The following is a 25,345-nucleotide window of genomic DNA, read 5'->3' as shown; positions in this document are numbered from 1 at the left end:
CTCATGTGTGATAAATAAAAGCTGTGAAAGAAAACGCTGAAAACCATAACGAAATCATAGAACTGGCGTCTCGGAAGTTTGCCGGAGAAGCTACCGCTCAGGAAGAAAGCAGGCTGAGTGCTTTACTTGCTGAAAGTGAAGCAAACAGGCAATACTATGCTGAGCTGGTCAAGGTGTGGGATGGCACAGAAAGAGCAGCAGGAATCACTAGAGAAGAGATCAATGAAGAGTGGATTCGACTGAGAGGAGAAATCCGAAAGTCACAGAAAAAATCGTTCTCTTTCATGAAAATTGCAGCTTCCATCGCACTACTTGCGGCTGTTGGTATCGCCTTTTTCTGGCTTCAGAATGACAAGATGGAGCACCTTGTTGCAGGTCAAATGCAGGAGCAGATACTTCAGGATGGATCCATTGTTACACTTAAAGCAGCGAGTGTATTGAGCTATCCAAAAGCATTTTCGGGTGAAGATAGAGCGGTCGAACTCAAAGGTGAGGCGTTCTTTGAGGTGGAAAAAAATCCTGAAAAGCCTTTCATTATTAAAACACCTACCGTCGAAGTAGAAGTACTGGGGACCTCATTCACTGTTAGGTCCAGAGAAGGCGAGCCAACATCTACGGTAATCGTGGCTTCCGGTTCCGTAGCTGTCAAATATGGAAGCAATCGCCTGGAGTTGAAACCCAATGAAAAAGCTATCCTGGATCGTACATCCGGTCAATTATCCAAGCTTACCAACGATGACCCCAACTATCTTTCATGGAAGACGAAACAATTTGTTTTTGACGATACTTCACTCGAAAAGGTGGTGGCAAATCTTTCCAGTGCCTATCAGGTAAACATTCAATTGAGGTCTGAAAATATCAGTAAGTGCCCTGTTACCGTGTCATTTGATAATCAGCCTTTGGAGTCAATTCTGGAGATATTGAAGGCCACCCTGGATCTTTCCATTGAAAAAACCAGCAAAGGATTTGAAATAAGTGGCCAAGGTTGCTGATCTTCATATCCTCATGTCTGCTTACCGATTTTTGCTAATCTCGATTTGGTTTCTCCTGATAGTACCACAAGCTGTCGGTCAGGATGTGCTGAACAAGCAGCTGACCCTTCAATTAAAAAATGTGACATTGGAAGAGGTATTGGATGCCATCACCTCTGAAACAGATATTTCCTTTTCCTATAGTACTCGCAGTATTCCAATCGATCACAAGGTCAGCATAGATGTGAGAGATCAAAAGCTGAGTGAAGTGCTGGATCAATTATTTCTTGATTTGCGAATAGAATATGTCTGGCTGGAAAATAAGCTGATCCTTCGTAAGTCAAAAAATGAGGCAGTTGAACAGAAATACACCATTAGTGGATATGTGCTGGACCTAAATGATGGTGAGACGCTGATAGGTGCCACTATCCTGGTGGAAGAATTGGGTATTGGCACCATTGCCAATGCGTATGGTTTCTATTCAATTACCCTGCCGACTGGTAATTACACGCTGAAGTTTTCGTACATCGGGTATGAGAACCAATCCAAGACGATAACGCTCCAAAGTAATCTGAATGTCAATGTCAATCTCGAATTCAGTTCGTCTCTCCTACAAGAAGTAGTTGTCACAGTGGATGATTCCGTTCAAACGGTTGATCGTGTGCATTCAAACGTCACTCAACTATCCAATACCACGATACTGCAAAAGCCATCGGTTTTAGGCGAACCGGATGTCATCAAGTCCCTGGACATCCTACCGGGCATCCAGCTCTTTAATGATGGATCTACTTTCTTCAATGTACGCGGAGGCAATCGGGATCAGAATCAAATTTTGGTTGATGAGGCGCCAATCTACAACCCCGCCCACTTGCTTGGGTTGTTCAGCTCGTTTACACCGGAAGCTATCAAAGACATCAAAATATACAAAGGCAATGCCGGGGCAGATTTTGGAGGTCGAATTTCATCTGTGATGGATATTCACACGAAAGATGGCAATATGAAAAACTTTCACATGAATGGCCGAATAGGCCTGGTCACCACACAGCTTTCATTGGAAGGTCCAATCGCAAAAGATAAGAGCTCATTTTTTCTCTCTGGTCGAAGGTCATACATAGATGCCTTTTTAAGTAATGATGATTTTGATCAGTTTTACTTCGCTGATATCACCGGTAAAATAAACCTGAAGCTGAACGACAATAACAGACTTTTTCTATCTGTTTTCTCCAGCAACGATGAGTATATAAACAATGAAGGTCTAGCCTGGAAAAATATTGCCGGAACGATACGCTGGAATCACACCTTCAATGATCGTCTTTTTGCCAATACCACGTTCTACTCCAGTAAATATGAATACAAGCTAATCTCAGCACCCGGTCAGGTTTGGTCCAACCACATAGCAAACGCCAGCTTAAAAACTGATTTTTCATTCTATCGAAATCCTCAAAGCACCCACAAATTTGGGTTCAAGCTCAGCGGACATAACTTTAACCCCGGTAATTTGGAGGGTAATGATGATGCCCCGTTTGTGCCGAAGCGTAATGCAACGGAATTCTCTTTATACTACAGCAATGAACGTCAGCTATCGTCCAGGTGGTTATTAACCTATGGCGTTCGTTTAAGTACATGGACCAATTTTGGTAGGACTATTGAATATACCATTGATGAGGACTTCCTGGTTACAGACACGACGACTTATGAAGATCGCAGCAGCTACAATGATTACGCTAACCTCGAACCAAGGATCAAGCTTACTCACATTTTAAATGACCGGAATTTTCTGACCTTAAATTATTCGCGATCCGCCCAATATATCAATCTGATTAGTAACTCCATTAGCCCATTCAATAATCTGGAAGTTTGGTTGCCAGCGAGCATAAACATAAAGCCTCAAAAAGCAGATCAAATCTCTCTTGGTTGGACACATAAACGAATGAAATGGCAATTGAACCTGGAGGGCTATTATAAGGCCATGCAGAATCAAATTGATTATGCCAACCAGGCCGAGTTGTTACTAAATCCTCACTTTGAAGCGGAGATCAGATCCGGAAATGGAACGGCATACGGGCTTGAAGCGATTTTTACGAAACAGACGGGGAAACTAACAGGAAGCATATCTTATGTACTCTCAAGATCAACTAGAAAGATTCAGGGTATCAATGATGGGAAATCATATGTCGCATTATCAGATCGTCCCATACAATTTTCCATAAACGCTACTTACAAAAAATCACAACGGTCAAGTTTCTCAGGTACCCTTATGATTCTCTCCGGCTCCCCTGTCACCACACCTACCTCCTTTTACCAGTATGCAGGACGAACAGTGCCCATCTATGCAGAAAAGAATAATGATCGATTGCCTACCTATCATCGACTGGATTTTGGGTGGTCATACCGCCTCAACAAGGTGGAGCGAAAATTCAATCACTTCCTGACCATCTCATTTTTCAATTTTTACGGACAGAAAAATTCAGTACTTCGCAGTTTCAATAAGATCATTTTGGAAGACGATACGATTGTTGTCCCGACCGAAATCAATAACCAGGAAGCTCTTCAGGCTACCCATCGATTTGTTTATCAGGTTGTTCCATCCGTTTCTTACTCCTTCAGACTATGAAAAAGGTATTGATCATATTGATGGTTTTGCTGAGTTGGCAATGTGAAGAGATTTCCGACCAGGAATTAGCGATTAACAAAGAAGTTTTTTTGGTAGTCGATGGCGGTATCACCAATGAAATAGGTACCCAGGAAATCAAGCTATCGCTGACATTTGATGAACTTGGTCAGGAACCACCACCTGTAACAGATGCCCTCGTTCTTATCAATGAGGGAGAAAACAATTACCTATTTACTCATGATGAAAGTAGACCCGGAACCTATACAAATAATTCGTTGGTAGCGCTCTTTGGAAAGGTATACATCCTGTATATCCAGTATAATGGTGAAGAGTATTATGCTTTTGCCACATCAGATGTAGGCACCAAATTGCCCCCATTGGTGATTCAAGAAACGGAGACAGGAGAAATGGAATATATGCACAACGAAACCATCCCTTCAATGACTAATGTAGTAGCAGAATGGAATGTGGATGGTTCTACACTAACCAAGGAAGCATTTTATTATACATTGGACGTAGTAGACATCACCAAAACGTTTGCTCCTGACAAGGAGCCATTTACCTTCCCGAAAGGCGCCACCTTGTATCGAAAAAAATATTCGCTCACCCCGGATCATCAAAACTTCCTTCGATCATTTCTTGCGGAAGTAGACTGGCGAGGTGGTGGATTTGATGCAGCTCCAGGCAATGTACTGACTAACCTTTCGGAGGGAGCTGTTGGGTACTTTTATGTATCGATGGTTGATTCTGACTCAACTATTGTTAATTAATTGTCGCTGATTATCAATTAGTTATGATTTTACTATTAAAAATTTTAAAATTTATCCAGGGTACATCCTGAATACTGTGTGATCAATACAAATCACAAATTATTTTCAATCATGAAAACGAAAGAAACTATGAAAAAGATAAATCTATTGACCCTGATATCGCTGGTAGCACTATTACTATTTGCTGCGTCATGCGATGATTCGATTGACTCACCTCCTGCACAAGAAGATATTCTTCCTGAGCGTTTCTCAATCGATGTACCTGATCCACTTGCTAACCCTGCAGCCGCAAACGGAAGAACGAATGGACGTGCTGAAGAAGGTGAGTTGAACGGAAATGAAATATATGAGTTGCTTTCGTTGTTCATTGCCATTGGTGATGGCGCTGGTGAACTTACTGAAGCTATATTAGGTGGAGTATCACAATTTGATGTTAATGGCGAATTTTTCTTCAGCTATGAAAGTGACGATGATCTACGCATTAAGAACCTTTCTGTAACTTCTGACGCTACATACGAAGGGGTTGATTATCAGTATTCGCTTACAATCACAGATGCTGCATCAGAAGGAAATGATGATGGAGGAAAAGCTATGCAAGTATTTTGGAATAAGGATGTCATTAAAGGAGTGGCAATCTTAAAACCATACAATATTGATCGTATTAAGGACGCAGATGCTGGCGATGCGATTTTCAAAATAGAATATTCTGAGGAAAGCGCTAACTATGATGCACATATGATTGTGACGATAGACAATTTGCCACTCGAAGATCCGTCTGTAGACCCTTACTCCATCAGTACACTCAAGATGTTTGTTGGTAAAACTGGAGAAGTGATCGATGTTTACGGAAACTCATATCATCCAAATGCTACTTTCTTCACTGACGATCAAGGATTTAACTGGGCGTTTGTAGCATCAGGTATTCATAAAGGAAGCATCGGTGTAGCTGAAGTCGGCCTTCCTGGAGGTAGTCTGGATTCAGATGATAGAGAAGTATTGCTGGTAGAGAATTCATTGAAAAATGTATTCACTGCACAAATCCAAGCTGCATTCCCCGGTTTGCCTCAGGAACAAATAGATGCCTATCTTCAAAATACGGAAGCACCTGGCTATTTCAACTCTGATGGCTTCATCCAGGGAGGTGAGTCTCCAGATCCACTGTTTGATCAGTTTGCTGATCGACTTCAGAATCTAACTCCGTACAATCCTGCAATAATTGCAGCACTGGAAGTGAATTTTGAATAAGAAAGCTTAAAAACAAAAAATGCCTTGCGAATATCGCAAGGCATTTTTTATACATTATGTTGCTAAACTTAAGCTTCCTGCATCTCCACTTCTTTCTCTGCAATCCACTTCTCAGCATCCAGCGCTCCCATACATCCGGTTCCGGCAGCAGTCACTGCCTGACGATAGATTTTATCTTGCGCATCACCTGTAGCAAATACACCCGGAATGTTAGTTTTTGATGTGCCTGGAATGGTTTTTATATACCCTTGCTCATCCATATCCAACCAACTTTTGAAAATATCTGTATTTGGCTTGTGTCCAATCGCCACAAAGAATCCTTGTGCTTCAATCAATCGCTCTTCTCCGGTTTGATTATTTACAACTTTCACACCACTCACTTCTTCATCTCCCAATACTTCTTTGGTTTCTGTATTCCAAAGGATCTCAATATTAGGCGCATTTTTCACTCGCTGCTGCATAATTTTAGAAGCTCGCATTTCATCTCTTCGAACAAGCATGTACACTTTATTTACAATCTTGGAAAGGTAGCTAGCTTCCTCTGCTGCGGTATCTCCAGCCCCAACGATCACTACATCCTGACCTCTAAAGAAGAAACCATCACACACCGCGCAGGCAGAAACACCTTTTCCGTTGAGTCGCTGTTCACTTTCTAGTCCAAGCCATTTTGCAGATGCTCCGGTTGAAATAATCACCGCTTCAGCTTCGATTTCAGTCTTTTCATCAACAGTAACTTTGTGTGGCCACCCACTAAAATCAACTGCCGTCACCATTCCGCTTCGAACATCTGTTCCAAAACGCTCAGCCTGCTTCTGAAAATCCACCATCATCTGAGGACCCATCACTCCGTCAGGGTAACCCGGGTAATTTTCAACATCATTGGTGATTGTAAGCTGGCCTCCGGGCTGACCGCCCTGATATAGAACTGGCTTCAATCCTGCTCTTGCAGCATAAACTGCAGCAGTAAATCCTGCTGGGCCTGATCCTATGATTAATACTTTTACTCGTTCTGTTGACATCTTTATTTATCTAATCTTATTATAAAAAAATGGTGTTCCGAATCAGAACACCATCTTATTAGCTTTTGTGCCACTTGGGCATATAAAAAATTCAAAAGTGTCCTGAAGCTTACCCTTCAGCTTTCTCTTCCTGCTTCTCTGGTTTTGGAGGACGAGGAAGTAATACTTTTCTGGAAAGCTTAAACTTGCCTGTCTTCTTATCTATATCAATCAACTTCACTTTTATCTCTTCTCCCTCTTCCATCACATCAGACACGTTTTCTACGCGCTCCCACTTGATTTCAGAGATATGAAGCAATCCATCTTTTCCAGGAAGGAATTCAACGAACGCACCAAATGGCATGATTGATTTCACTTTACCATCGTACACCTCGCCTACCTCAGGTTGCTGAACGATGGCTTTAATTCGTGCCAAAGCGTTGTTCAATGAATCGCCATCTACAGCGAAGATGCTCACTTTACCACCTTTTTCATCTTCTTCGATGTTTACTGTAGCACCAGACTCTTTTTGAATCTCCTGAATGATCTTTCCACCAGGCCCAATTACTGCACCAATCAACTCTCGATCAATTCGTAGTTGCTCCATTCGTGGTGCATGAGACTTAAGCTCAGTTCTTGGCTCTGTAATGGTCTTCGCCATTTCACCAAGGATATGTAACCTTCCCTTTTTCGCCTGGTCTAAGGCTTCAGCAAGCACATCGTATGAAAGACCATCTACCTTGATGTCCATCTGACATGCAGTGATACCTTCTGTGGTTCCTGTTACTTTGAAGTCCATGTCACCCAAGTGATCTTCATCTCCAAGGATATCAGAAAGAATGGCGTACTTACCTGTTTCGGAATCAGAGATCATACCCATTGCAATACCAGAAACCGGACGCTTCAATTTTATACCTGCATCCATTAGTGCCATTGTACCTGCACACACAGTTGCCATTGATGATGAGCCATTGGACTCAAGGATATCCGATACCACTCTCAACGTGTAAGGGTTACCTTCTTCTTCGGTTGGGATCATCGGCTTCAATGCTCTCATAGCAAGGTTACCGTGTCCTACTTCCCTACGTCCAGGACCTCTGTTTGGTCTTACTTCTCCGGTTGAGAAACCAGGGAAGTTGTAGTGAAGGATGAATTTGTTGTATCCGGAGATCATTGCTCCATCAATCATCTGCTCATCCAGCTTAGTACCTAGTGTTACTGAGGTTAATGACTGAGTCTCACCCCTGGTGAATACCGCTGATCCGTGTGCTGAAGGCAAGTAATCCACCTCTGACCAGATAGGTCTGATCTCATCCGGCTGACGTCCGTCAATTCTTTCTTTGGAGTCAAGCACAAAGTTCCGAACAGCTTCTTTTTCAATATCATGGAAATATTTTCCAAGTAGGAAATCATCCATTTCTTCAAGCTGCTCTTCAGTAAATTGCGCTATGTATTCTTCGTATACCGCTTTGAAAGCCTCTTTTCTCTCAGCTTTATTAGGGTTCTTCTTAGCAGCTACGTCGTACAGCTTTTGATAAACTGCTTTGTGCATAGATGCTTTAAGCTCCTCGTCTTTTGGTTCGTGATCGTATTCACGCTTTTCAGTCGTTCCAGCTTCTTTGGCCAGTTCTTCCTGTGCAGCACACTGAACCTTGATTTCTTCGTGAGCCTTCTTGATGCCTTCCAGCATTTCAGACTCATCTACTTCTTTAGACTCACCCTCCACCATCATGATGTTATCGGCAGTACCGGCAACAATTAGGTCAAGCGTGGCTTTCTCCATCTCCTCCGGAGTTGGATTTACTTTATACTCTCCATCTACTTTTACCACTCGTACCTCAGAGATTGGGCCTCCAAATGGAATGTCAGACACAGAGATTGCAGCTGATGCAGCCAATGCAGCTAGTGCATCCGGCATTACATCTTTGTCAGCTGAAATCAGCTGAATAAACACTTGTGTGTCAGAATGATAGTCAGATGGAAATAATGGTCGAAGTGCACGGTCTACCAATCGGCAGATCAGTACTTCATAGTCAGATAGTTTTCCTTCTCGTTTCAAAAAGCCGCCTGGAATCTTTCCGGCAGCCGCAAATTTTTCCTGATAATCAACAGAGAGTGGCAAAAAGTCCACTCCTTCTTTGGCTTCTTTCGAAGAAACCACAGTTGCCAAGAGCTTGGCATTTCCCATTGTCACTACGACAGATCCATCCGCTTGTTTCGCAAGTTTTCCTGTTTCGATGGATACTTCCCTGCCGTCTGATAGTTGGAAGGTTTTAGTAATTACATTCATAATAAATTAATAAAAGGGACACGTTTTGCCCCTGGGTGTTTACAATCAAAAAAGGGAATCAGAAATTTGATCCCCCTTAATTTTTTATTTTCTGATGTTAAGCTTAGCAATAATGCTACGATATCGCTCGATATCATTTTTGTGTAAGTAATCAAGAAGTCTTCTTCTCTTACCTACTAGCTTTAAAAGACCTAATCGTGATGCATGGTCTTTTTTCTGAGTTTTTAAATGGTCAGTCAGGTGGTTGATTCGATGAGTGAACAATGCGATTTGACCTTCAGCAGACCCTGTGTCTGTAGCTGACTTACCGTGCTCTTTAAAAATTTCTTCCTTTTTTTCTTTTGCTAGATACATTCTAAAAATCTTCTACCTCTTTTTATTGAAGCGCAAATTTACGCTTTGTTCTTATTCCGAGCAAATCTACGCCTAAGCTTTTCTATACCTACCCGATAAGCATCAACTTCAAATAATCGTGCATCTACCCGTGCCTGCTTCAAAAAGTATAGACCAAAAGGCAAAAGGATCATATCAGACATCCATGAAGCAAGATATGGATCCATCACTCCAGACTTAGCTTGCTTCTCTCCAATGCTGGTAAATGCGTAGTAAATAATGAAAAAGAAAATGGCCAGAATGGTCGGAACCCCCAATCCACCTTTCTTTATGATTGCTCCAAGAGGAGCGCCTATCAAAAACATCAATATACAAGCCAAAGCCTGTGCATACTTCTTCTGCATCTCAATCGTATATAAATTCACATCTCGCTGATATTGATAAAGCCTTGTTTTGGTTGAATTTATATTGACCTTGATATTTCTGGCTTTATTAAGAGCCTCAGAATAGATTGGTTTTCTATTTCTCAATTTATCATCCAGGTAGTTATCTACATGGCTCCACTGAAGTGTATCAATCTTTGACGCTTCCAATTGGAACGGTTTAGGACTATTATTGACTCTTTTTTTCCTTGAATCGGTAAGTTTTCTTTCTGACTTTAGCAACTCTTCACTTATCTCCTTAATAACAGTATCCGGCTCAGCAATTAGCTGTGGTTTCCGTTTGTGTTCTTTAGGTTTAATTTTTTGTTTTTGCTGAGTTAGCAGAGAAATGGGAAAAATAGAAGCACGAACCGGACTGTTCATGATAGAGTCCCTTCTCTTCATGTCTGCACTATCCAATTCAATGGTTCCTTTTTTATCGATTAACTTTTTATTCAGCATGTGATACTCAAAATGCCGTCTGGTGGTTTGTATGAAGTTCGCTTTTTGTCTAACCACCTGGTTTTTAAACGAGTCAACATCGTGAGACAACTCGGAAATATTCTTCATCTGACGGTTGTTCTGAAACAGCTCCTCTTTTCTACGCTTTAGATCAAAAGAAGCCAGACTAAATACCATGTCCATCCGATCATATTCAGTACGATAAAACCGATCGATCTCACTCTGTGATTTTGATTCTTCTGAATAGTAGTGACCGTTGTACATCTCGAGTTTGAGATAACGGTCGTCCATAAACGTATACATCAAACTGGAGTCTGCAAGAATCACCGTCTTATTTCCCCTTCCTGAAGAATGATCGTAGATGATTACATCGAGCAGTGTTTTCCCGTCTGGGAGTTTATCTTTCGCTTTTATGCTGTAGTTGGGAATTCCATTATAAAATGTCCCTGATTTAATATCCAAAGCAGGTTTGGTATGCTTGATGTCGTAAAGAAGACTGTAAGCCTTCAGGTTAGCTGCCGGAATGGTGAAGTTGTTGAAAAAATATGCCCCGACTGATAATACTATCACAAAAAGGAAGATAGGCCTTAGCGTTCGCAGGAGTGATATTCCAGAGCTTTTGATTGCCGTCAACTCAAACTGCTCTCCAAGATTACCAAAGGTCATGAGAGAAGCGAGCAATACACCCAATGGCAATGCCACTTGAAGCATATTAAGTGAAAAGTAAAATATCAATTCAGCAAAAACAGAAAAGCCCAGATTTTTTCCTACGAAATCATCGAAGTACTTGAGCATGTACTGTAAGAGCAGAATGAAGTTGGCTACTGCAGTAGTAAGTAAAAAAGGTCCAATGAAGGACTTCAGCATCAAGACATCCAACTTTCTCATTCTCATAGGTGTGCAAAATTAGAGAATAGGATGCTAGCAAGAAAGGTACCAGATTTCAGCCTGAAAATCAGCCGCCTACAATCTCTTTCAGGTCATGAATCAATGTTTCCCATAATTCACTCGCCTCCTCTTCATCCATATCAGAGTAGTCAGTGATTCGAACGTAAACAGACTGGGTGAGCTCATTCACATCGATTTTGAATTCGAAGTAATTGTTATCATCGTCTTCTTCGTCAACTACATCAAACCGTACATGGTGATTAGTTCTGTTTGACGTCAGCTTGGCTTTTGTTTCATCTCCATCCCAGATAAAAGTATACACTTTATCCTCATTGTTGATGTTCACATCGTCGGCAAACCATTGGGCTAAGCCAGATGCTGTACTGAAATATGGATAAAGCATCTTCTTCGATGCGTTGAATTCAAACTCCCCTACATATTTATACTTTGCCATACCGGTGAAATTTTTGATAAGGTAAAAAAAAAATCTATTTCAACAAGCCCATGGCAGAAAAGAAATCTTTTATAGATTTGCGTTCCTTTTTGAGGGGTGCATCAGATTTCTGATTGAATTAACACCCCAAAATTCATGGCGAGGTAGCTCAGATGGTTAGAGCGTCGGATTCATAACCCGGAGGTCGGCAGTTCGATTCTGCTCCTCGCTACTACACAAAAGCAGCTTTTAGGGCTGCTTTTTTTATTTCCAGCCTTACTTATAAACCGGAGGTCGGCAGGTGGAGCGCCACCCCGGTCGATGCTGACCCTCGCTACTACACAAAAGCAGCTTTTAGGGCTGCTTTTTTTATTTCCAGATTTACTTATAACCCGGAGATCGGCAGGTGGAGCGCCACCCCGGTCGATGCTGACCCTCGCTACTACACAAAAGCAGCTTTTAGGGCTGCTTTTTTTATTTCCAGCCTTACTCATAACCCGGAGATCGGCAGGTGGGGCGCCACCCCGGTCGATGCTGATCCTCGCTACTACACAAAAGCAGCTTTTAGAGCTGCTTTTTTTATTTCCAGCCTTACTCATAACCCGGAGATCGGCAGGTGGAGCGCCACCCCGGTCGATGCTGATCCTCGCTACTTAATCATTCGATCATCCTATCCGAATGTTTTCCCGCTGACAACCTTTTTATTAAAAGAATCCGTTCTTACAAAGTACATGAGAGTTTTGATACCAATCATACTATTTGGGTTACTCCACCATTTATCCGCACAAATTTCTGGAGTTGTTTTAGACGCTTCAGACCGTTCTCCCATTGCTTATGCCTCCATACAATTAGTGAATTCAAATCAGGGTACTATTACTAATGAAGAAGGAAAGTTTAGTTTCGAATCTTCAGGAAATACTCAACCCCTGATATTGATCACACATGTTTCCTACGAGGATAGGTTAGCAGAGGTGAATTCATCCAATACGACGATCTTTTTAAAAGAAAGGGTAACCAGCCTCGAAGATATTTCAGTACAAACCAAACCTGACCGGTTTTGGAAAAAGAGTCACAATAAATTTAAAGATGAACTATTCGGTGTTTCCCGAATTGTTAGACAAATCGAAATTACCAACCCCTGGGTCATAAACTATGAAAGGAAAGCCGGAGCATTAGTAGCAAGTGCCAGTGATCCTTTGAAAATCGTGAATGATTACACCGGTTACGAAATCAATTTTATCCTGGAATCATTTGTCAACAAGGGTCTTCTTTCAACATACCAGGGAAAACCTTTCTTCACAAGTCTTGAGGGGAATTATGTTAGCAACAGAGAAAAAGCATTTTTTGGATCCAAGAGGCATTTTCTATTCTCACTGGTACATAAAATCACCCGTTCTGAAGGCTTTAGGGTCTATATAACAACATATGACCGTCAAACTAATTCATTTATCACGGTCAAAGCGATGAACCCTAATAAGCTGGTTAATCACGTAAATGGAGAATGGTGGCTTGATTTTGAAGGGTATATCAAAGTGGTTTATTTGAAAGAAAAAGATCCCACGAAAATGCATCACACCTCTCCAGTACATGAGTCAGGGCAGGTTTCTTATTTATTATGCAATCAAAAAATTCAAATTGATGAGCAGGGAAATGCGCAGAATCCCGGGCTACAAGACTTTGGGTATTGGGCAAATGTTGAGAGAGTTGGACACTGGCTGCCACACGACTACCTGCCGACTCGTCTCAAAAAACGAAAATCAGGTGAGCCTGAAAACACAATGCCTCCGCCTGACACCTTAAAAGGATTTGTATTATCCAATCTGATCATTCCAAAAGATGAGATCATGGATGGAGGTGTTCCGCGAGATGGAATCCGTTCCTTGAATTTACCTTCAGTCTCAAAAAAGGATGTAAGCCAGCCTGCTAATAAAGAAGTTTTAGGTGTTAAGCAAAATGGTCAGTCGCGGGCCTACCCTATTAAAGTGCTCAACTTTCATGAGGCCATCAATGATACGCTTGGCAAAATGCCAGTTGTGGTTACGTTCTGCCCTTTGTGTGGTAGTGGCGCATCATTCGCCAGCCAGATCGAAGAGGAGTTGCTGACATTTGGCATCTCAGGGTTGCTTTACAATTCGGATGTACTCTTGTATGATCATCAAACCGAATCGCTATGGTCTCAACTGATGGGTAAGGCTGTTTCGGGACCATTTTCCGGAAAAGAGCTGGAGCAAATTTCCACTGATCGAATGACCTGGGGGCAATGGAAAAACCTAAATCCGAATACTACGTTGGGAGCTCAAGAAACAGGCTTTTCTTTTGATTATGAAAAAGATTTATACAGTGACTATTTGAATAGTGAACAACTGATGTTCCCGGTTATAAAGCAAAATGACAAAATCAACAACAAGGAATTGGTAATTGGAATTACTCACCAGGGTTCATATAAGGCTTACCCTTTTTCTGAATTAAAGAAATCCAGTGGTAAAGTCAGCGATACTATTGCCGGGGAACCAATAACGATCTACTTCAGCAAAGAGACAAACAGAGCTTGGTTATCAGCTGACGATTGGAATAAAGGTGTTAAGTCCACGGTATTGTTCTGGTTTGCATGGTATGCATTTCATCCCGAGACAGCTGTATATAAAGATTGAATTAATCTTCTTTTTTAAACGCCTGATCATCTACTTTTTTCAGATGATACGGATCCACATCTGCAATCGCTCTTTCATTCAATTTCTGAAATAAGTGATATTTCTCAATCACCTCAATCAATTCTTTGTTTTTGGAAACCAGAATGATATAATAGAAATGCACCTGCACCTCTTGTTCAGTGAAATGTGACTTTACTATGTTGTAGTAAAAAGATGGATCGTGGCTTTTACTCTTTATAAATAAAAGAAGGGCCTTGTAATTTTCCAGGTAATGCTGAAAGGTATTTTTATAGCCCTCAAAAACAGCAATAAAAGTATTCTCAAACGACTCATCAGACGGGCTCAACCCACCAGCATCAGTCTTTCTTCTTTTCTTAAGTTTATCTGTTTCCCGCTTAAAATCCATATATAATTCATCGAAAGCGTTTTGTGATTTTGCCTTCGCGTTGATCTTGGTGTTGCGGATGTGGTTTGCCGCATTGATGTGAAAATTCAGAAGCTGAAAGAATGTATTTTCAAATTGCTGAATGGCAATAGTTTGCGATTGATCTTCCATAATCTTTCTGCTCTCTTGAAGCTCCATCCGCTGAAGTACAAGTTCCCGCTTTTGATAAATAAGTGCCAAAAAGAAAAGGATCACACCTGCCAATGCCCAAATAGGTCCGACGGTTCCTCCAAGAAATTCTCCAGCCATCCCCAGAAGCGTGCGGTCCTGCCAGATCTCCTCACTAAAGCCATTCATTTTTATGATGAAAATGTAGCATAGCCATAGTCCCAGGCCGATAGCGGCAAATGCGCAAAGCGCAAGAAGATTAGCGAATATATCTCCCCAGTTTAGGTTAGGTTTTTTGAGTTTCATGCTAGCTGATTAGGATTTACGGGTTAAAGCTAAATGTTATCCTTCAAATTCAATCTTTTTGTGCGATCCATCACAGTAGGGTTTGTTGGATGAGGCTCCACACCTGCAAAATGCGGTAACCCGATGTTTGGATGTTTCGGATCCATCATGATGTTTTACTTTAATATTCCCGTAAACCATCAAAGGCCCGCTCTTCACCACTTCTACTATTTGCTCCTCCTCAATCGAATCATCTGATTGAGCATCATGCTTGAGCTTGTAGGACAATGCACCGGATGGACACCTATCAATCTGCTCTTTAATTCGTTGATCGTTCTCTCCTTTAACATTTACCCACGGTCTGGCATTCGGATCAAATACATCCGGAAGTCCTTTAAAGCAAACTTCTGAATGGATGCACTTCTCCGGCTTCCATACTACCGTTAGTTCCTCACTTTCGTATTCTTTTATTTTTTCAGCCATACCTACAATTTAGCACCTTCTGCCAATAAATGCTCATAATCTGAACGGTGATTTTTAATGAAGGACTTCACAAAAGGGCACAAGGGAATAATCTTTAAATCATCCTTTTCAATCATATCCAGTGACTCCCTGACCAGTTTATGGCCCATACCCTGGCCTTCCAGTTCATCGGGCACTTCTGTATGAATGAGATACACCGCTCCCCTTTTCCCAATTTTGTAATCGATAAAGGCTGCTGAGTCTTCAAACTGCAGCATGAAGCGTTGCTCCTCAGTATTGTTTTCGGTTTTAAGACTTGCCAGATCCATCAATTAGTTGCTTTATATATTCTGGTAATTCGCGTTCATTCCCAATCTGATCATCAACCATCGGTGCTCCATACCTGTACTCCATAGGGATTACACCACACCAAGGACTTTCGTTATCCAGCTTCATATTTACATCACCCGTTCGCACTTTAGCTGCCGCATTTTTTAGAGATAGTCTTGCTATTTTCGTAATAGCTACTTGCTCTGGTGATGGCTCTCCTATATCTGCTATTCGACCAGGAATGTATCGGTCAGTGAAATTATTAAAGAACTTTAGCTTTTTATCTGGATCAGTGATCTCTTCCACCCGGGAAAAGCCAATAACGGAACGATAATTAAAAGAGTGATCAAATGCAGTGGGTGACAGGATAAGTGCATCTAGGTGAGTAATTGAAAAGCTCACCACCTGATCAATAATACTTTCCATGAATCCACTCTTTGCAGATGCATGAATATATAAATGATCATCGACTCTGGTAAATCCAGTAGGGATCTGGTGAGGCACTCCCTCTCGATTGAAAGCAATGGTACAAAAAAGACCTTCATCAATGATCTGATATAAGGCATCTTTGTCTTGAATACCTCTACTCGGGTACCGTGATGGTATTGTATTTACCATTATTTAGGTAAGCAAAATCAACAGCAATAAAATGATGATGATGGCACCAATAGAGATAGATACTTTGCTATCTAGCCCATGCTCTTTCAATTCTTTTTTTATTTCTTTCACCTCTTTCCTCAGTGCAGTCTTTTGCTCCTTATCCATGTCTGAGAAATCCATTTCCCATATTTGATGAACCCTGTTTTCCAGCTGCTCTACTTTTTCTTGTGGATCTGTTGTTTTTGGATCAGTTTCAGTGGCTGTTGCCGTTAATGTTGACAACCCAATAAGACCGATAAATGCTAAGTATTTAATCTTTTTCATAAGTTTTACTTTAGTTGATTGAATTGAATTTAAAAGTAAATAATTCCATGATTCTGTATTTCATAATTGATACAGAAATGATGTCGAAAAAAAGAAGATCTATTTTCTTTAAAAAAAATCATCGTGATGCTTAAAAATAAAAATTGAATTTCTACATTTGCGTTCCGTTTTCGGAACGGGCATCCATCTTATGATGGATTTTTAATGTTCGGGGTGTAGCACAGTCCGGTTAGTGTACCTGGTTTGGGACCAGGGGGTCGCAGGTTCGAATCCTGCCACCCCGACAAGATTAAGGGAGCAAATTGCTCCCTTTTTTTATTTTTAAATATTTCTAATAGACTATTTTAGCCTTCTTATGGGCATTGGCTCAGTTGGTTTAATACAATACATTCAGGGAAGTTAGCTCAGTTGGTTTAGAGCACCGCCTTGACAGGGCGGGGGTCGCTGGTTCGAATCCAGTACTTCCCACCATAGCCAGACATATGTCTGGCTTTATACTTTAGAAATTGGATGAGAACCAGTTAGTTCGAAAGCGAAGCTTCATGAAGGAGCGTGCGGCATGCTGTGCGCGTATGAATAATTCAGTTCATGGCCTACACTAATCCTCCTTCTGCGCCAGTTCTTTTACATACATTACCACACTCCAAATTTCTTCGTCTGTCAGCATGGTTTTGAATGGCTGCATCAATCCTCGTCCTTCTGAAAGTTTCCAGAAAATAGCTCCATCTGTTTGTTTCATGAAGTCTTCTTTCGTGAAGTTTTTAGGCTTCTGCTCCATCGTTTTGGATATATCTGTCTCTGCGTTTCCATACTTTCCATGGCAAACGACACATTCAGCTGTATATATTTTCTCACCCAGCTTTAAGGCAGACTCTTTGTCTTTTAAGGGATTTGATAACTCATCAGCTTCCGGTGGTGCTACCCATGGCGTTTGTGCTTCCTGAGCACTAACTGTGAATGAAAATAGCATTAATAAAATCATCAGAATTGATGAAAATGAAGAAATACTGGAATGATTCATGGCATCCAAAGTTTGATTATTCCAAGCAAGTTCTGCCATTAGCAAGAAGGGAGCAATGACAAACGCTAGATCACCTATTGATGTAAATCATTATTGATGTTGAAACCTGAGTGCTCTATTTAATAACTTGACTGGTCTCATCTAGCTACTGACCCTCTGGTCTCCAAGAAGATTGAACTGTGTTTAACGAGTATGTATTTCACCCTAAAAAAATAAATACCAACCACACGCCTCCCAGAAAATGCCAGAATATAAAGACATTGTAGGCGTATTGACGAGATTTAGAATGTACCCTGTACTCCCTGATTTTTCGAAAAACAGAAGCCAGTAATATCATTCCTACCATTACATGAATGAAATGAATAAGTGCAAATGGGAATAGTATATTCCTGAATGACAAATTGGAGCTGAGCAATTCCTGCCACCCAATTACCTGAAGGACTGAAAACAGCAATCCGAAGAACAAACCCAAGCCTGTGAAACGAAAAGCTTTTTCTATTTCATCTTCCCTGATCTTCAGCTGACTCATCACAATCAATGCGCTACTGACTAATATAAACCAGGTGGCTACTTCATAGATAGTTGGAATAATAAGATCCGGAAGCTTTTGTAACACCCATACAATAAGGAGGGTTATGAAAATGAGTGAACTGGTGACAATGAATAGTTTGGTCATGTACTTGCTCGCATTGACCATCCGCTGCTTCTCCTGCAGGCGTTCTTGAACTATTTCTTTTTCGCTCATAGCTTTGATAGCTATAACTGGCTTTTCAAAAACAATGTTTCAAACGAAAGAGCCAACTATTCAACTTTTCTTTTTTCTAAAGCAATCGGCTAATTTGGTGGTATGAGAAAAAAGCTGAAAAAAATCAAGCCTATTGATTTGGTGAGACCTGATAAACTTCTGTTGACAGGTTTAAAGACGCTAACAGAGCTTACACTGACACCTGTGAACATGTACGCCGATCTAAAAGCAAAATCTAAAGGAAAAGCCGAGATCACTTTTATTGGTGAAAAGAAACTGGAAGAAGTCAAGGTACAGCTTTTCACTTTCAATGAAAATGAAATTCAGGAATTACAGGAAAAAGATTTCAGCCCAATGGCCAACATCGGGGATTCACACATCTATTGGCTGAATATTCACGGCTTGCATGAAGTAGACCTGATCCAGGAACTTGCCGACTTAATGAGAATGGATCGTCTCTCTGTAAGGCATTTGCTGGATACCACACAGCGACCAAAGGTTGAGGAGTTTGATGATTATCTTTTTTTTAACATCCGGTCTATTTTGCTGGATGAGGAAGATCAACTGGATGTTGAACAGCTCTCCTTTGTTTTAGGCAAAAACTATGTGATCTCTTTTCAGGAAAAAGAAAGTGATCATTTTGATGATATCAGGTATAAAATCCGTGAAGGTGTTGGTTTTGTGAGAAAACGGTCATCCGATTACCTTCTCATCCAACTATTGGATGCTATTCTGGATAACTATTTTGAGACTATTGAAGACATTAATGAAGATATTGCTCAACTTGAAAAGGATGTCTATCAAAACCCAAAGCAAGAAACTTTATTTGAACTGGAAAGAAGTAAGAAAAGAGCTGACCTGATTAAAAAATCTTTAAATCCATTTTTCGAATCCATCAACTACATACTCAATAATCGCACATCATTTTTCCAAAAAAGCAATGTTAAGTACATCAACGATTTGAAAATGAGTTGCGCAAACGCACTAGAGGAAGTTGACTCAACAACACGGTCACTGGAAAGCTTAACCAATATATACTATGCTTCTCTGAGTCAGAAGATGAATGAAACAATGAAAGTGCTAACGACGGTGGCCACTATTTTCATTCCACTCACATTCATTGCAGGAATCTACGGGATGAATTTCGAGTATATGCCTGAGTTAGAGTACAGAAACGGCTATTTCATCGTGTGGGGTGTGATGGTTTTCATCTTTATAGGCATGATCATTTACTTCAAACGCAAGGATTGGCTATAGGCTAATCTTTGATATTTAGGGTATTGTCTACAAACCATCTTGCTTCAACGAACAAAATTGCAGTTGGTCCTTGAATTAGCTTATTTCATATTCACAAACTAACAATTACCCCCATGGCTTTACTTCAATTAACCAAGGAACAAAAAGGATTCATCAATAAGAGCTTTGTGATATGCACCGTCGGTTTAGCTCTTGCACTAGTAGTAGTAAATATCCTCTTAGGCTAAACCAAAAAGTTTACCACTGTCAAACATTTAATTTCTGCTTTCAAAAAGGCTACTCATTTTGGGTAGTCTTTTTTTATTTTAATCATAAGGTAATTCTGCTTCCTTCAATGCTAACTTTACTTTATGGATCAACTCACAACTCTTATTGACAAGCTAGAAACCAATAATTTAGTACAGCTTGCTATTACTCTTGTCATCTTCATTTTATTTCTGGCATCCAGGTTGATAATCAAAAAAAGCCTGAGGAGACTTGCTACTAAATTCTCCTACGATCCAAATCGTACCGCGGCAACTAAGCGAATAATCATGGGGGCCCTTTACACTTTTGTGATCTTGCTTCTCGTAATTATCTGGGGAGGAGACCTTAATAATCTGTGGGTTTCTATTGGGAGTATCCTTGGTGTGATCGCCATTGGGTTCTTTGCCATCTGGAGTATCCTCAGCAACATAGTTGCGGGAATCATCATTTATACCATAAACCCTTTCAAAATCACAGATACATTGGTACTCGTAGAAAAAGAAGTGACAGGGAAAGTAATTGATATCGGTATGATTTATACCAAGCTTCAGGATAAAGACGGCATTTTCACTGTTCCCAATAATGTATTTTTCCAGCAAATTGTGAAGGTGAAAAAACCGAAATAGTGGTATCCAAACCTCTTCTTGTTAGAACAATAAATCTTCAATGAAGGGCTGGATAAAATCTCACACTTCCGACAAATACCTGATTCCAATTCGGGAGCAAATGATAAATATGCTGGATCCGGAGGATCGTGTGATTGATCTGGGTTGTGGTTCAGGAGACTTCCTTATACGAGCAAATACAAAGATTGAACTTGGCCTGGGTGTGGATGGCTCAAAAACGCTCATCAAGTATGCTCATAATCGAACGAAGGATTTGAACATCGCTAATCTATCATTCGAACACCTGATGATCGATCAGCATTTTAAACCAAAAGCGCATTTCACACATGCTACCGCATGCCTCTTCTTTCATGTACTTCCTCAAGAGCTTGCAGCTCAAATCCTGAAGTCAACAACCACTTATTCCGACCGATTGATCATCTGCGCTTTTGCGCCTCCTCAAAATCGAAAACAGCAATTTTTGATGTGGCTGGACCAGCGATTTACATCCCATTATCGTAACTATCGAGAGTATTGCCAAAATGGCTACATGGAAGGACTGATAAAAAAATGTCAGCTACATATTGATGATATAGCTGACACGTTTGATCCAACCATTAAGATCTACTCGATAAAATTATAATTACTCTGTTCTCAACGATTCTACCGGATTGATTCGTGTAGCTCTCATCGTATGATAACTGATGACCAAAAAGGCAATCAATAATGCAACAATACTGCTAAGAACAAACAGCCATGCTCCTATCGATGTACGATAGGCAAAATTATCTAACCACTTATTCATCATATATATAGTGATCGGAATAGAAAGTACAATTGCAATCAATAGCTGAATAGAAAATCCCTTTGCTAATAACCGAAAGATTGAGGTAGGTGAAGCTCCCATTACTTTTCTTATTCCAATCTCTTTCACCTTGCTATTTACTACAAGCATTGAAAGACCTAATAAACCTAAACTTGCTATGACAATGGATAAAACTGTAGCGATGGTAACAAGCTTATTCATTCTGGTTTCGCTTGCATACTGAGCTGCAATTTGCTCATCTATGAAATTAAAATTCCAGCTTTCATTTGGAAAGAGTGCTTCCCACTCTTTTTTTAGGATATCCGTTCCATCGGATAAATTGGAGCCATTGTAGCTAAACACTAATTTAGGTATTGGTGAATCAAGGAAATCGCCATCTGAGACTCCCATTAATATGGGCATTGGATTCATCACAATAACCAATGGCTCTACTTCGGAATGTAAGGAGGAATAATGAAAATCATCAGTCACTCCAATGATCTGATGATCGCCAAATTCATCGCCAGGCAATTTTGCCCCAAGTGGGTTTTTCAATCCAAAATGCTCAACTGCTGATTTGTTTAGAATAACAGATTGCCTCATGTCCAGTCCGTTCCCCTCCTCAAAGCCACGACCCTCAAGGATATCGATATCAAAGGTTTTAAGATAATTGGCGTCCACACAAAGCAACCTAAACCACCGAAAGACACCCTTATCGTCAGTATAAGCCAGATGAGCCCACCCACTTGTTCCAAATACATGGGTCCCCATTGCTACCTCTGAAATCTCCGGATATTTTTCCAACCTGGCTTGTAGCAACTGCCCATTTTCAAATCCGGAAGTAATCCTTTCTGATAAACGCTGGGCGGAAGGGCTGGCTTGCAGCTGAGTGGAGATGACGGCTTCATAATTTATTCCTAAATCCTTTTCCTGCAGATAATTGATCTGCTTCCTCATAATAAGTGTGGTTGTAATCAGAAACACAGTAATCAGAAATTGAAAAACAACCATTCCTTTTTTAGCTGTCATCTTTCCTCCAGATTGACTGCCACCACGAAGGATGTTTATGGTCTTAAAGCCTGAAAGAATCAATGCTGGGTAAGATCCCGCAATGGCCCCTATGATTAAGGCAAGGAGTGCATAAATTCCAGCATGCCACCATTCGAATTGAAGGTAAATCTCTGTACCCGTAAGTCTGTTGAATGTTGGGATCAATAAATAGGAAATCGTTGCTCCAATAAGCATCGCGATGATCGTTAACAAGATGCTCTCACTGAGGTACTGATAAACCAACGTCTTTTTATATGCGCCCAATACTTTTCTAATTCCCACTTCTTTCGACCTTCTGAGTGACTGACCAGTGGACAAAGTGGTATAGTTGATACATGCGATTATGAGAACCAACAATCCGATTGTACCTAAGATGAAGACGTATTGTGGATTTGCTACCGGAGCATTTCCTAGAGGGATGTCCGGATTAAGGTGGATGTCTGTTAGGGGCTGCATTCCTATGTTGTATTGATCTCGTTGCATTGCCTCATCTCCATAACCCACATCTCCCATTTGGCTGAGCACAACATCCTGCATTTTATTATTCACATTTTCAATACTGGCTCCTTCTTTTAATAACACATAGGTTTCTGCAACCACATTAAACCATGCATTCATTGCTCGTTCACTAAATAGTGTTCGATTGTTTTCCGTTGATATAGCTAAATCGAAATTGATACTAGATTCGTACCGGATGTCTTTAAAAATGCCAGAGACATTAAAGTCTTTGATGTCCTTTCCAATCTGTAATGACAATGTTTTACCCATTGGGTCATTATCGCCGAAGTATTTTCTGGCGTACTCCTGAGAAATAATGATATCGTTGAGCGTAGGTAACGGTCTTTCCTTATCGCCTTCGATTAATTGAAAATCAAATACTTCAAAGAAGTCAGGACTGATGATAGCTACAGATTCGTTGATCCTGTTTTCTCCTCGTCCTACCAGGAAATTTGACAAAATGTATTGAACTGAACTTTCTACTTCCGGAAAGTTATCTTCAAAAAGCGATTCAAACCGCAGTGGAGTATGTGAGTTAAAAAAGATCTGACCTTCACCATAATCTTCCTTTAACCAGCTTCTGTAGATACGATCCTTTTTAGCATGAAACTGATCAAAACTAACCTCCTGTTTTACATAAAAGCCAAGTAGCAGGAAGCAGGTAATCCCAATCATTAGCCCTAAAAGATTCAACGAGGAATTGAATTTATCCCTCCATAGCACACGCAGCGCTATTTTAAAGTTATTCTTAGTCATAGTCATAAATGAGTTATTGAGTTTTTGATTCCTTTTCAATGCAGATAATCGAAATGAGCGGAGAACCCACCATACATATAAGATATTAGCCAGAAGCTTTCCGCTTTGGGCTCGACGTTTTATATAAAGCTCATACAAGTCTCCCTGTAAATCTTCAATCAGCCTATCGTCACAAAACCATGCAAGAAACCGATCAGCCCACTTTGGAGGATTGTATGTCATGGCAAAACAGCAAATGTGAGTTTGGGCATTTTCTGATACAAAGCCAGTCGAAGTTCCATGGTCTCATCCAGCACTCTTCTACCGGCTTTGGTAAGAGTGAAAAAGCGCTTGCGCCTTCCTCCTCTGTCACTTGTAGCACCTCCCATCTCGGAAGTTACAAAGCCCTTCTTCTCCAGCCTTCTCAATACAGAATGAACAGCAGTTACATCCATTTTACGATTCGTGTTATTTACAATCTCGTCCAGTATAGCCACGGCATAAGCCTCGGTTGTCAATGAACCTACAGTAAGTAAAATCAGCTCTTCCAATTCGCCTAAGTGTTCTCCTCTCATAAGTGTTAGTTTGATTTTGGATATATAGGTTTAAGCGAGTCAAATGATCCTTGCGTCGAATCAATCGTAAATCCGGCGATTCTATATGGTCTTTCACCTTCGAAATAGAATCCCATTTCCATCCATTCATTTGATTTAGTACCCTTGACAATCATCTTGTATTCGGTCATATTCTTGCGATCTGCCTGATACATAATTAATATACCATCGTTCATTTTTATATTATCAAAAGCACCCATTAACTGATCAGCTCCCATTTTCTCAATGAGCTTTGGAGAAAAATATTTTTCAATCGATTCATCTGAGATACCTCCGGATTTAACAGCATCAAAAAACCAGATAATCTTCGACCCAGCCGGGCTTTCTTTCAGTTGAGCAAGTGATTGTTTGCCGGTTTGTTGGGCAGAGGCTGATATCGTAGCTCCTAATAGTAGTGAATAAAATAATGCCTTCATTTTGAGTTTGATTTGTTGTACAAACGCACAAGTTAAAAATTTGGTTGTGTATTTGTACAAGAAATATGTTAAAGCATGTTAATGAAACAATAGCTTAACAAATTTTGTAATTTGATTACATGGATGCAGTGATTCACATTAAAAATATGGTTTGTCCCCGATGTATCGAGGCAGTGAAGAGAGCGCTAAATGATGCCAATGTAGGGTTTGAACGTGTATCGTTGGGTGAAGCTATTATTAAAAGACCACTAGATAAAACCCAAAAATCGAACCTTGAACCACTTCTAAAAGAAAAAGGATTTGAATTACTTGAAGACAAAACCTCAGCGATCATAAGCAATATCAAAGGGCTGATCATCGAACAGATCCATTACTCGAATGAACCTCTTAAGGTAAATTTCTCCACCTTCCTATCAGGCAAATTAGGAAAAGATTATTCAACATTGAGCAAGCTTTTTTCCTCCGTTGAAAGTATTACAATCGAGAAGTTCATCACCAAACAAAAGATCGAACGGGTGAAGGAGTTGATCATCTACGATCAGCTTAACCTTTCGCAAATCGCTTACCAGATGAACTACAGCTCAGTCGCACACCTATCCGCTCAATTTAAAAAAGAGACTGGTCTCACTCCTACTCAATTCAAGAGGCAACAAAAGCCACAAAGGCAATCATTAGACAAGTTGTAATTATCACAATGATATAAGGGACTACCAAAATACTGT

Annotated in this window: 24 protein-coding genes and 3 tRNA genes; 12 read left to right on the top strand and 15 right to left on the bottom strand. The window is 40.5% G+C overall.

Annotated elements, in window-relative coordinates; translation table 11 throughout:
- The first annotated feature begins 23 nt into the window (after positions 1–23).
- The 4 genes from ACXAH9_RS14475 to ACXAH9_RS14460 all read left to right on the top strand — a co-directional run bounded on the left by ACXAH9_RS14475 (position 24) and on the right by ACXAH9_RS14460 (position 5,600).
- Positions 24–992 carry a FecR family protein gene (locus ACXAH9_RS14475; protein WP_474895565.1) on the top strand — a complete coding sequence of 323 codons (969 nt, stop codon included), beginning with the start codon at positions 24–26 and terminating at the stop codon, positions 990–992.
- Entirely contained in the window at positions 976–3,585 is a 2,610-nt protein-coding gene (locus ACXAH9_RS14470; protein WP_474895564.1) for a TonB-dependent receptor, read from the top strand. Before ACXAH9_RS14475 ends, ACXAH9_RS14470 begins: the two co-directional genes overlap by 17 nt.
- Positions 3,582–4,355 (top strand): DUF4249 family protein, encoded by a 774-nt coding sequence (locus ACXAH9_RS14465; protein ID WP_474895563.1) that lies wholly within the window; start codon positions 3,582–3,584, stop codon positions 4,353–4,355. The genes ACXAH9_RS14470 and ACXAH9_RS14465 overlap by 4 nt, the downstream gene beginning before the upstream one ends.
- 129 nt (positions 4,356–4,484) lie before the next feature.
- A complete protein-coding gene (locus ACXAH9_RS14460) occupies positions 4,485–5,600 on the top strand; it encodes a hypothetical protein (protein WP_474895562.1) in 1,116 nt (371 codons plus the stop codon).
- A 68-nt stretch (positions 5,601–5,668) separates the two neighbouring features.
- Here the strand turns inward: ACXAH9_RS14460 and trxB are convergent, their stop codons facing one another.
- From trxB to ACXAH9_RS14435, 5 genes are all read right to left on the bottom strand, one after another.
- Entirely contained in the window at positions 5,669–6,619 is a 951-nt protein-coding gene (trxB, locus tag ACXAH9_RS14455; RefSeq protein WP_474895561.1) for a thioredoxin-disulfide reductase, read from the bottom strand.
- Positions 6,620–6,728: 109 nt separating this feature from the next.
- Complete coding sequence (gene pnp / locus ACXAH9_RS14450; RefSeq protein WP_474895560.1) at positions 6,729–8,888, bottom strand: polyribonucleotide nucleotidyltransferase; 2,160 nt, start codon at positions 8,886–8,888, stop codon at positions 6,729–6,731.
- An 84-nt stretch (positions 8,889–8,972) separates the two neighbouring features.
- Positions 8,973–9,242: a 30S ribosomal protein S15 gene (gene rpsO / locus ACXAH9_RS14445; RefSeq protein WP_350221777.1), complete on the bottom strand. Its 270-nt coding sequence runs from the start codon at positions 9,240–9,242 to the stop codon at positions 8,973–8,975.
- Between the two features lie 38 nt (positions 9,243–9,280).
- Positions 9,281–10,999, bottom strand: coding sequence for an LptF/LptG family permease (locus ACXAH9_RS14440; protein WP_474895559.1), 1,719 nt, complete (start codon positions 10,997–10,999; stop codon positions 9,281–9,283).
- A gap of 61 nt (positions 11,000–11,060) precedes the next feature.
- Complete coding sequence (locus tag ACXAH9_RS14435) at positions 11,061–11,447, bottom strand: START-like domain-containing protein (protein ID WP_474895558.1); 387 nt, start codon at positions 11,445–11,447, stop codon at positions 11,061–11,063.
- 137 nt (positions 11,448–11,584) lie between these two features.
- On the opposite strand from ACXAH9_RS14435, the gene ACXAH9_RS14430 reads away from it, so the two are divergent.
- Both ACXAH9_RS14430 and ACXAH9_RS14425 read left to right on the top strand, forming a co-directional pair.
- Positions 11,585–11,658: transfer RNA gene (locus ACXAH9_RS14430), tRNA-Met, on the top strand.
- Between the two features lie 499 nt (positions 11,659–12,157).
- Entirely contained in the window at positions 12,158–14,077 is a 1,920-nt protein-coding gene (locus ACXAH9_RS14425) for a DUF3179 domain-containing (seleno)protein (RefSeq protein ID WP_474895557.1), read from the top strand.
- Position 14,078: 1 nt separating this feature from the next.
- Here ACXAH9_RS14425 and ACXAH9_RS14420 read toward each other — a convergent pair whose 3' ends face one another.
- From ACXAH9_RS14420 to ACXAH9_RS14400, 5 genes are read right to left on the bottom strand one after another with little or no spacing between them, the layout of a single operon-like run.
- Positions 14,079–14,936 carry a putative phage abortive infection protein gene (locus tag ACXAH9_RS14420; RefSeq protein WP_474895556.1) on the bottom strand — a complete coding sequence of 286 codons (858 nt, stop codon included), beginning with the start codon at positions 14,934–14,936 and terminating at the stop codon, positions 14,079–14,081.
- A gap of 36 nt (positions 14,937–14,972) precedes the next feature.
- Entirely contained in the window at positions 14,973–15,398 is a 426-nt protein-coding gene (locus tag ACXAH9_RS14415) for a (4Fe-4S)-binding protein (RefSeq protein WP_474895555.1), read from the bottom strand.
- Positions 15,399–15,400: 2 nt separating this feature from the next.
- Positions 15,401–15,706, bottom strand: coding sequence for a GNAT family N-acetyltransferase (locus ACXAH9_RS14410; protein WP_474895554.1), 306 nt, complete (start codon positions 15,704–15,706; stop codon positions 15,401–15,403).
- Positions 15,687–16,325, bottom strand: coding sequence for a pyridoxamine 5'-phosphate oxidase family protein (locus ACXAH9_RS14405; protein WP_474895553.1), 639 nt, complete (start codon positions 16,323–16,325; stop codon positions 15,687–15,689). Before ACXAH9_RS14405 ends, ACXAH9_RS14410 begins: the two co-directional genes overlap by 20 nt.
- A 3-nt stretch (positions 16,326–16,328) precedes the next feature.
- Entirely contained in the window at positions 16,329–16,631 is a 303-nt protein-coding gene (locus tag ACXAH9_RS14400; RefSeq protein ID WP_474895552.1) for a hypothetical protein, read from the bottom strand.
- Between the two features lie 209 nt (positions 16,632–16,840).
- On the opposite strand from ACXAH9_RS14400, the gene ACXAH9_RS14395 reads away from it, so the two are divergent.
- Positions 16,841–16,915, top strand: a tRNA-Pro gene (locus tag ACXAH9_RS14395).
- Positions 16,916–17,024: 109 nt separating this feature from the next.
- Positions 17,025–17,102, top strand: a tRNA-Val gene (locus ACXAH9_RS14390).
- A 127-nt stretch (positions 17,103–17,229) separates the two neighbouring features.
- Here the strand turns inward: ACXAH9_RS14390 and ACXAH9_RS14385 are convergent.
- Together ACXAH9_RS14385 and ACXAH9_RS14380 are read right to left on the bottom strand one after the other, a co-directional pair.
- Positions 17,230–17,652 (bottom strand): c-type cytochrome, encoded by a 423-nt coding sequence (locus tag ACXAH9_RS14385; protein ID WP_474895551.1) that lies wholly within the window; start codon positions 17,650–17,652, stop codon positions 17,230–17,232.
- 199 nt (positions 17,653–17,851) lie between these two features.
- Positions 17,852–18,397: a hypothetical protein gene (locus ACXAH9_RS14380; protein WP_474895550.1), complete on the bottom strand. Its 546-nt coding sequence runs from the start codon at positions 18,395–18,397 to the stop codon at positions 17,852–17,854.
- Between the two features lie 102 nt (positions 18,398–18,499).
- On the opposite strand from ACXAH9_RS14380, the gene corA reads away from it, so the two are divergent.
- The 3 genes from corA to ACXAH9_RS14365 all read left to right on the top strand — a co-directional run bounded on the left by corA (position 18,500) and on the right by ACXAH9_RS14365 (position 21,148).
- Entirely contained in the window at positions 18,500–19,654 is a 1,155-nt protein-coding gene (corA, locus tag ACXAH9_RS14375) for a magnesium/cobalt transporter CorA (RefSeq protein WP_474895549.1), read from the top strand.
- Between the two features lie 350 nt (positions 19,655–20,004).
- On the top strand, positions 20,005–20,526 hold the full coding sequence (locus ACXAH9_RS14370; RefSeq protein WP_474895548.1) for a mechanosensitive ion channel domain-containing protein: 522 nt from the start codon (positions 20,005–20,007) through the stop codon (positions 20,524–20,526).
- A 40-nt stretch (positions 20,527–20,566) separates the two neighbouring features.
- Positions 20,567–21,148, top strand: a complete 582-nt coding sequence (locus tag ACXAH9_RS14365) for a methyltransferase domain-containing protein (RefSeq protein ID WP_474895547.1) — start codon at positions 20,567–20,569, stop codon at positions 21,146–21,148.
- On the opposite strand, the gene ACXAH9_RS14360 is transcribed toward ACXAH9_RS14365, so the two are convergent.
- The 3 genes from ACXAH9_RS14360 to ACXAH9_RS14350 are packed head-to-tail and all read right to left on the bottom strand — an operon-like array spanning position 21,149 to position 24,623.
- The gene (locus ACXAH9_RS14360) at positions 21,149–23,836 is read right to left on the bottom strand and encodes an ABC transporter permease (RefSeq protein WP_474895546.1); all 2,688 of its coding nucleotides are present in this window, start codon (positions 23,834–23,836) and stop codon (positions 21,149–21,151) included.
- Positions 23,833–24,168: a PadR family transcriptional regulator gene (locus tag ACXAH9_RS14355; RefSeq protein WP_474895545.1), complete on the bottom strand. Its 336-nt coding sequence runs from the start codon at positions 24,166–24,168 to the stop codon at positions 23,833–23,835. Before ACXAH9_RS14355 ends, ACXAH9_RS14360 begins: the two co-directional genes overlap by 4 nt.
- A 5-nt stretch (positions 24,169–24,173) precedes the next feature.
- Positions 24,174–24,623, bottom strand: a complete 450-nt coding sequence (locus ACXAH9_RS14350; protein ID WP_474895544.1) for a hypothetical protein — start codon at positions 24,621–24,623, stop codon at positions 24,174–24,176.
- A 119-nt stretch (positions 24,624–24,742) separates the two neighbouring features.
- On the opposite strand from ACXAH9_RS14350, the gene ACXAH9_RS14345 reads away from it, so the two are divergent.
- Positions 24,743–25,309, top strand: coding sequence for a helix-turn-helix domain-containing protein (locus tag ACXAH9_RS14345; RefSeq protein ID WP_474895543.1), 567 nt, complete (start codon positions 24,743–24,745; stop codon positions 25,307–25,309).
- Positions 25,310–25,345 lie beyond the last annotated feature (36 nt).

Source organism: Ekhidna sp. ABH4_415, from assembly GCF_056161305.1.
The sequence above is the reverse complement of the archived record's forward strand: the minus strand, read 5'-3'. Positions and strand labels throughout refer to the sequence as shown.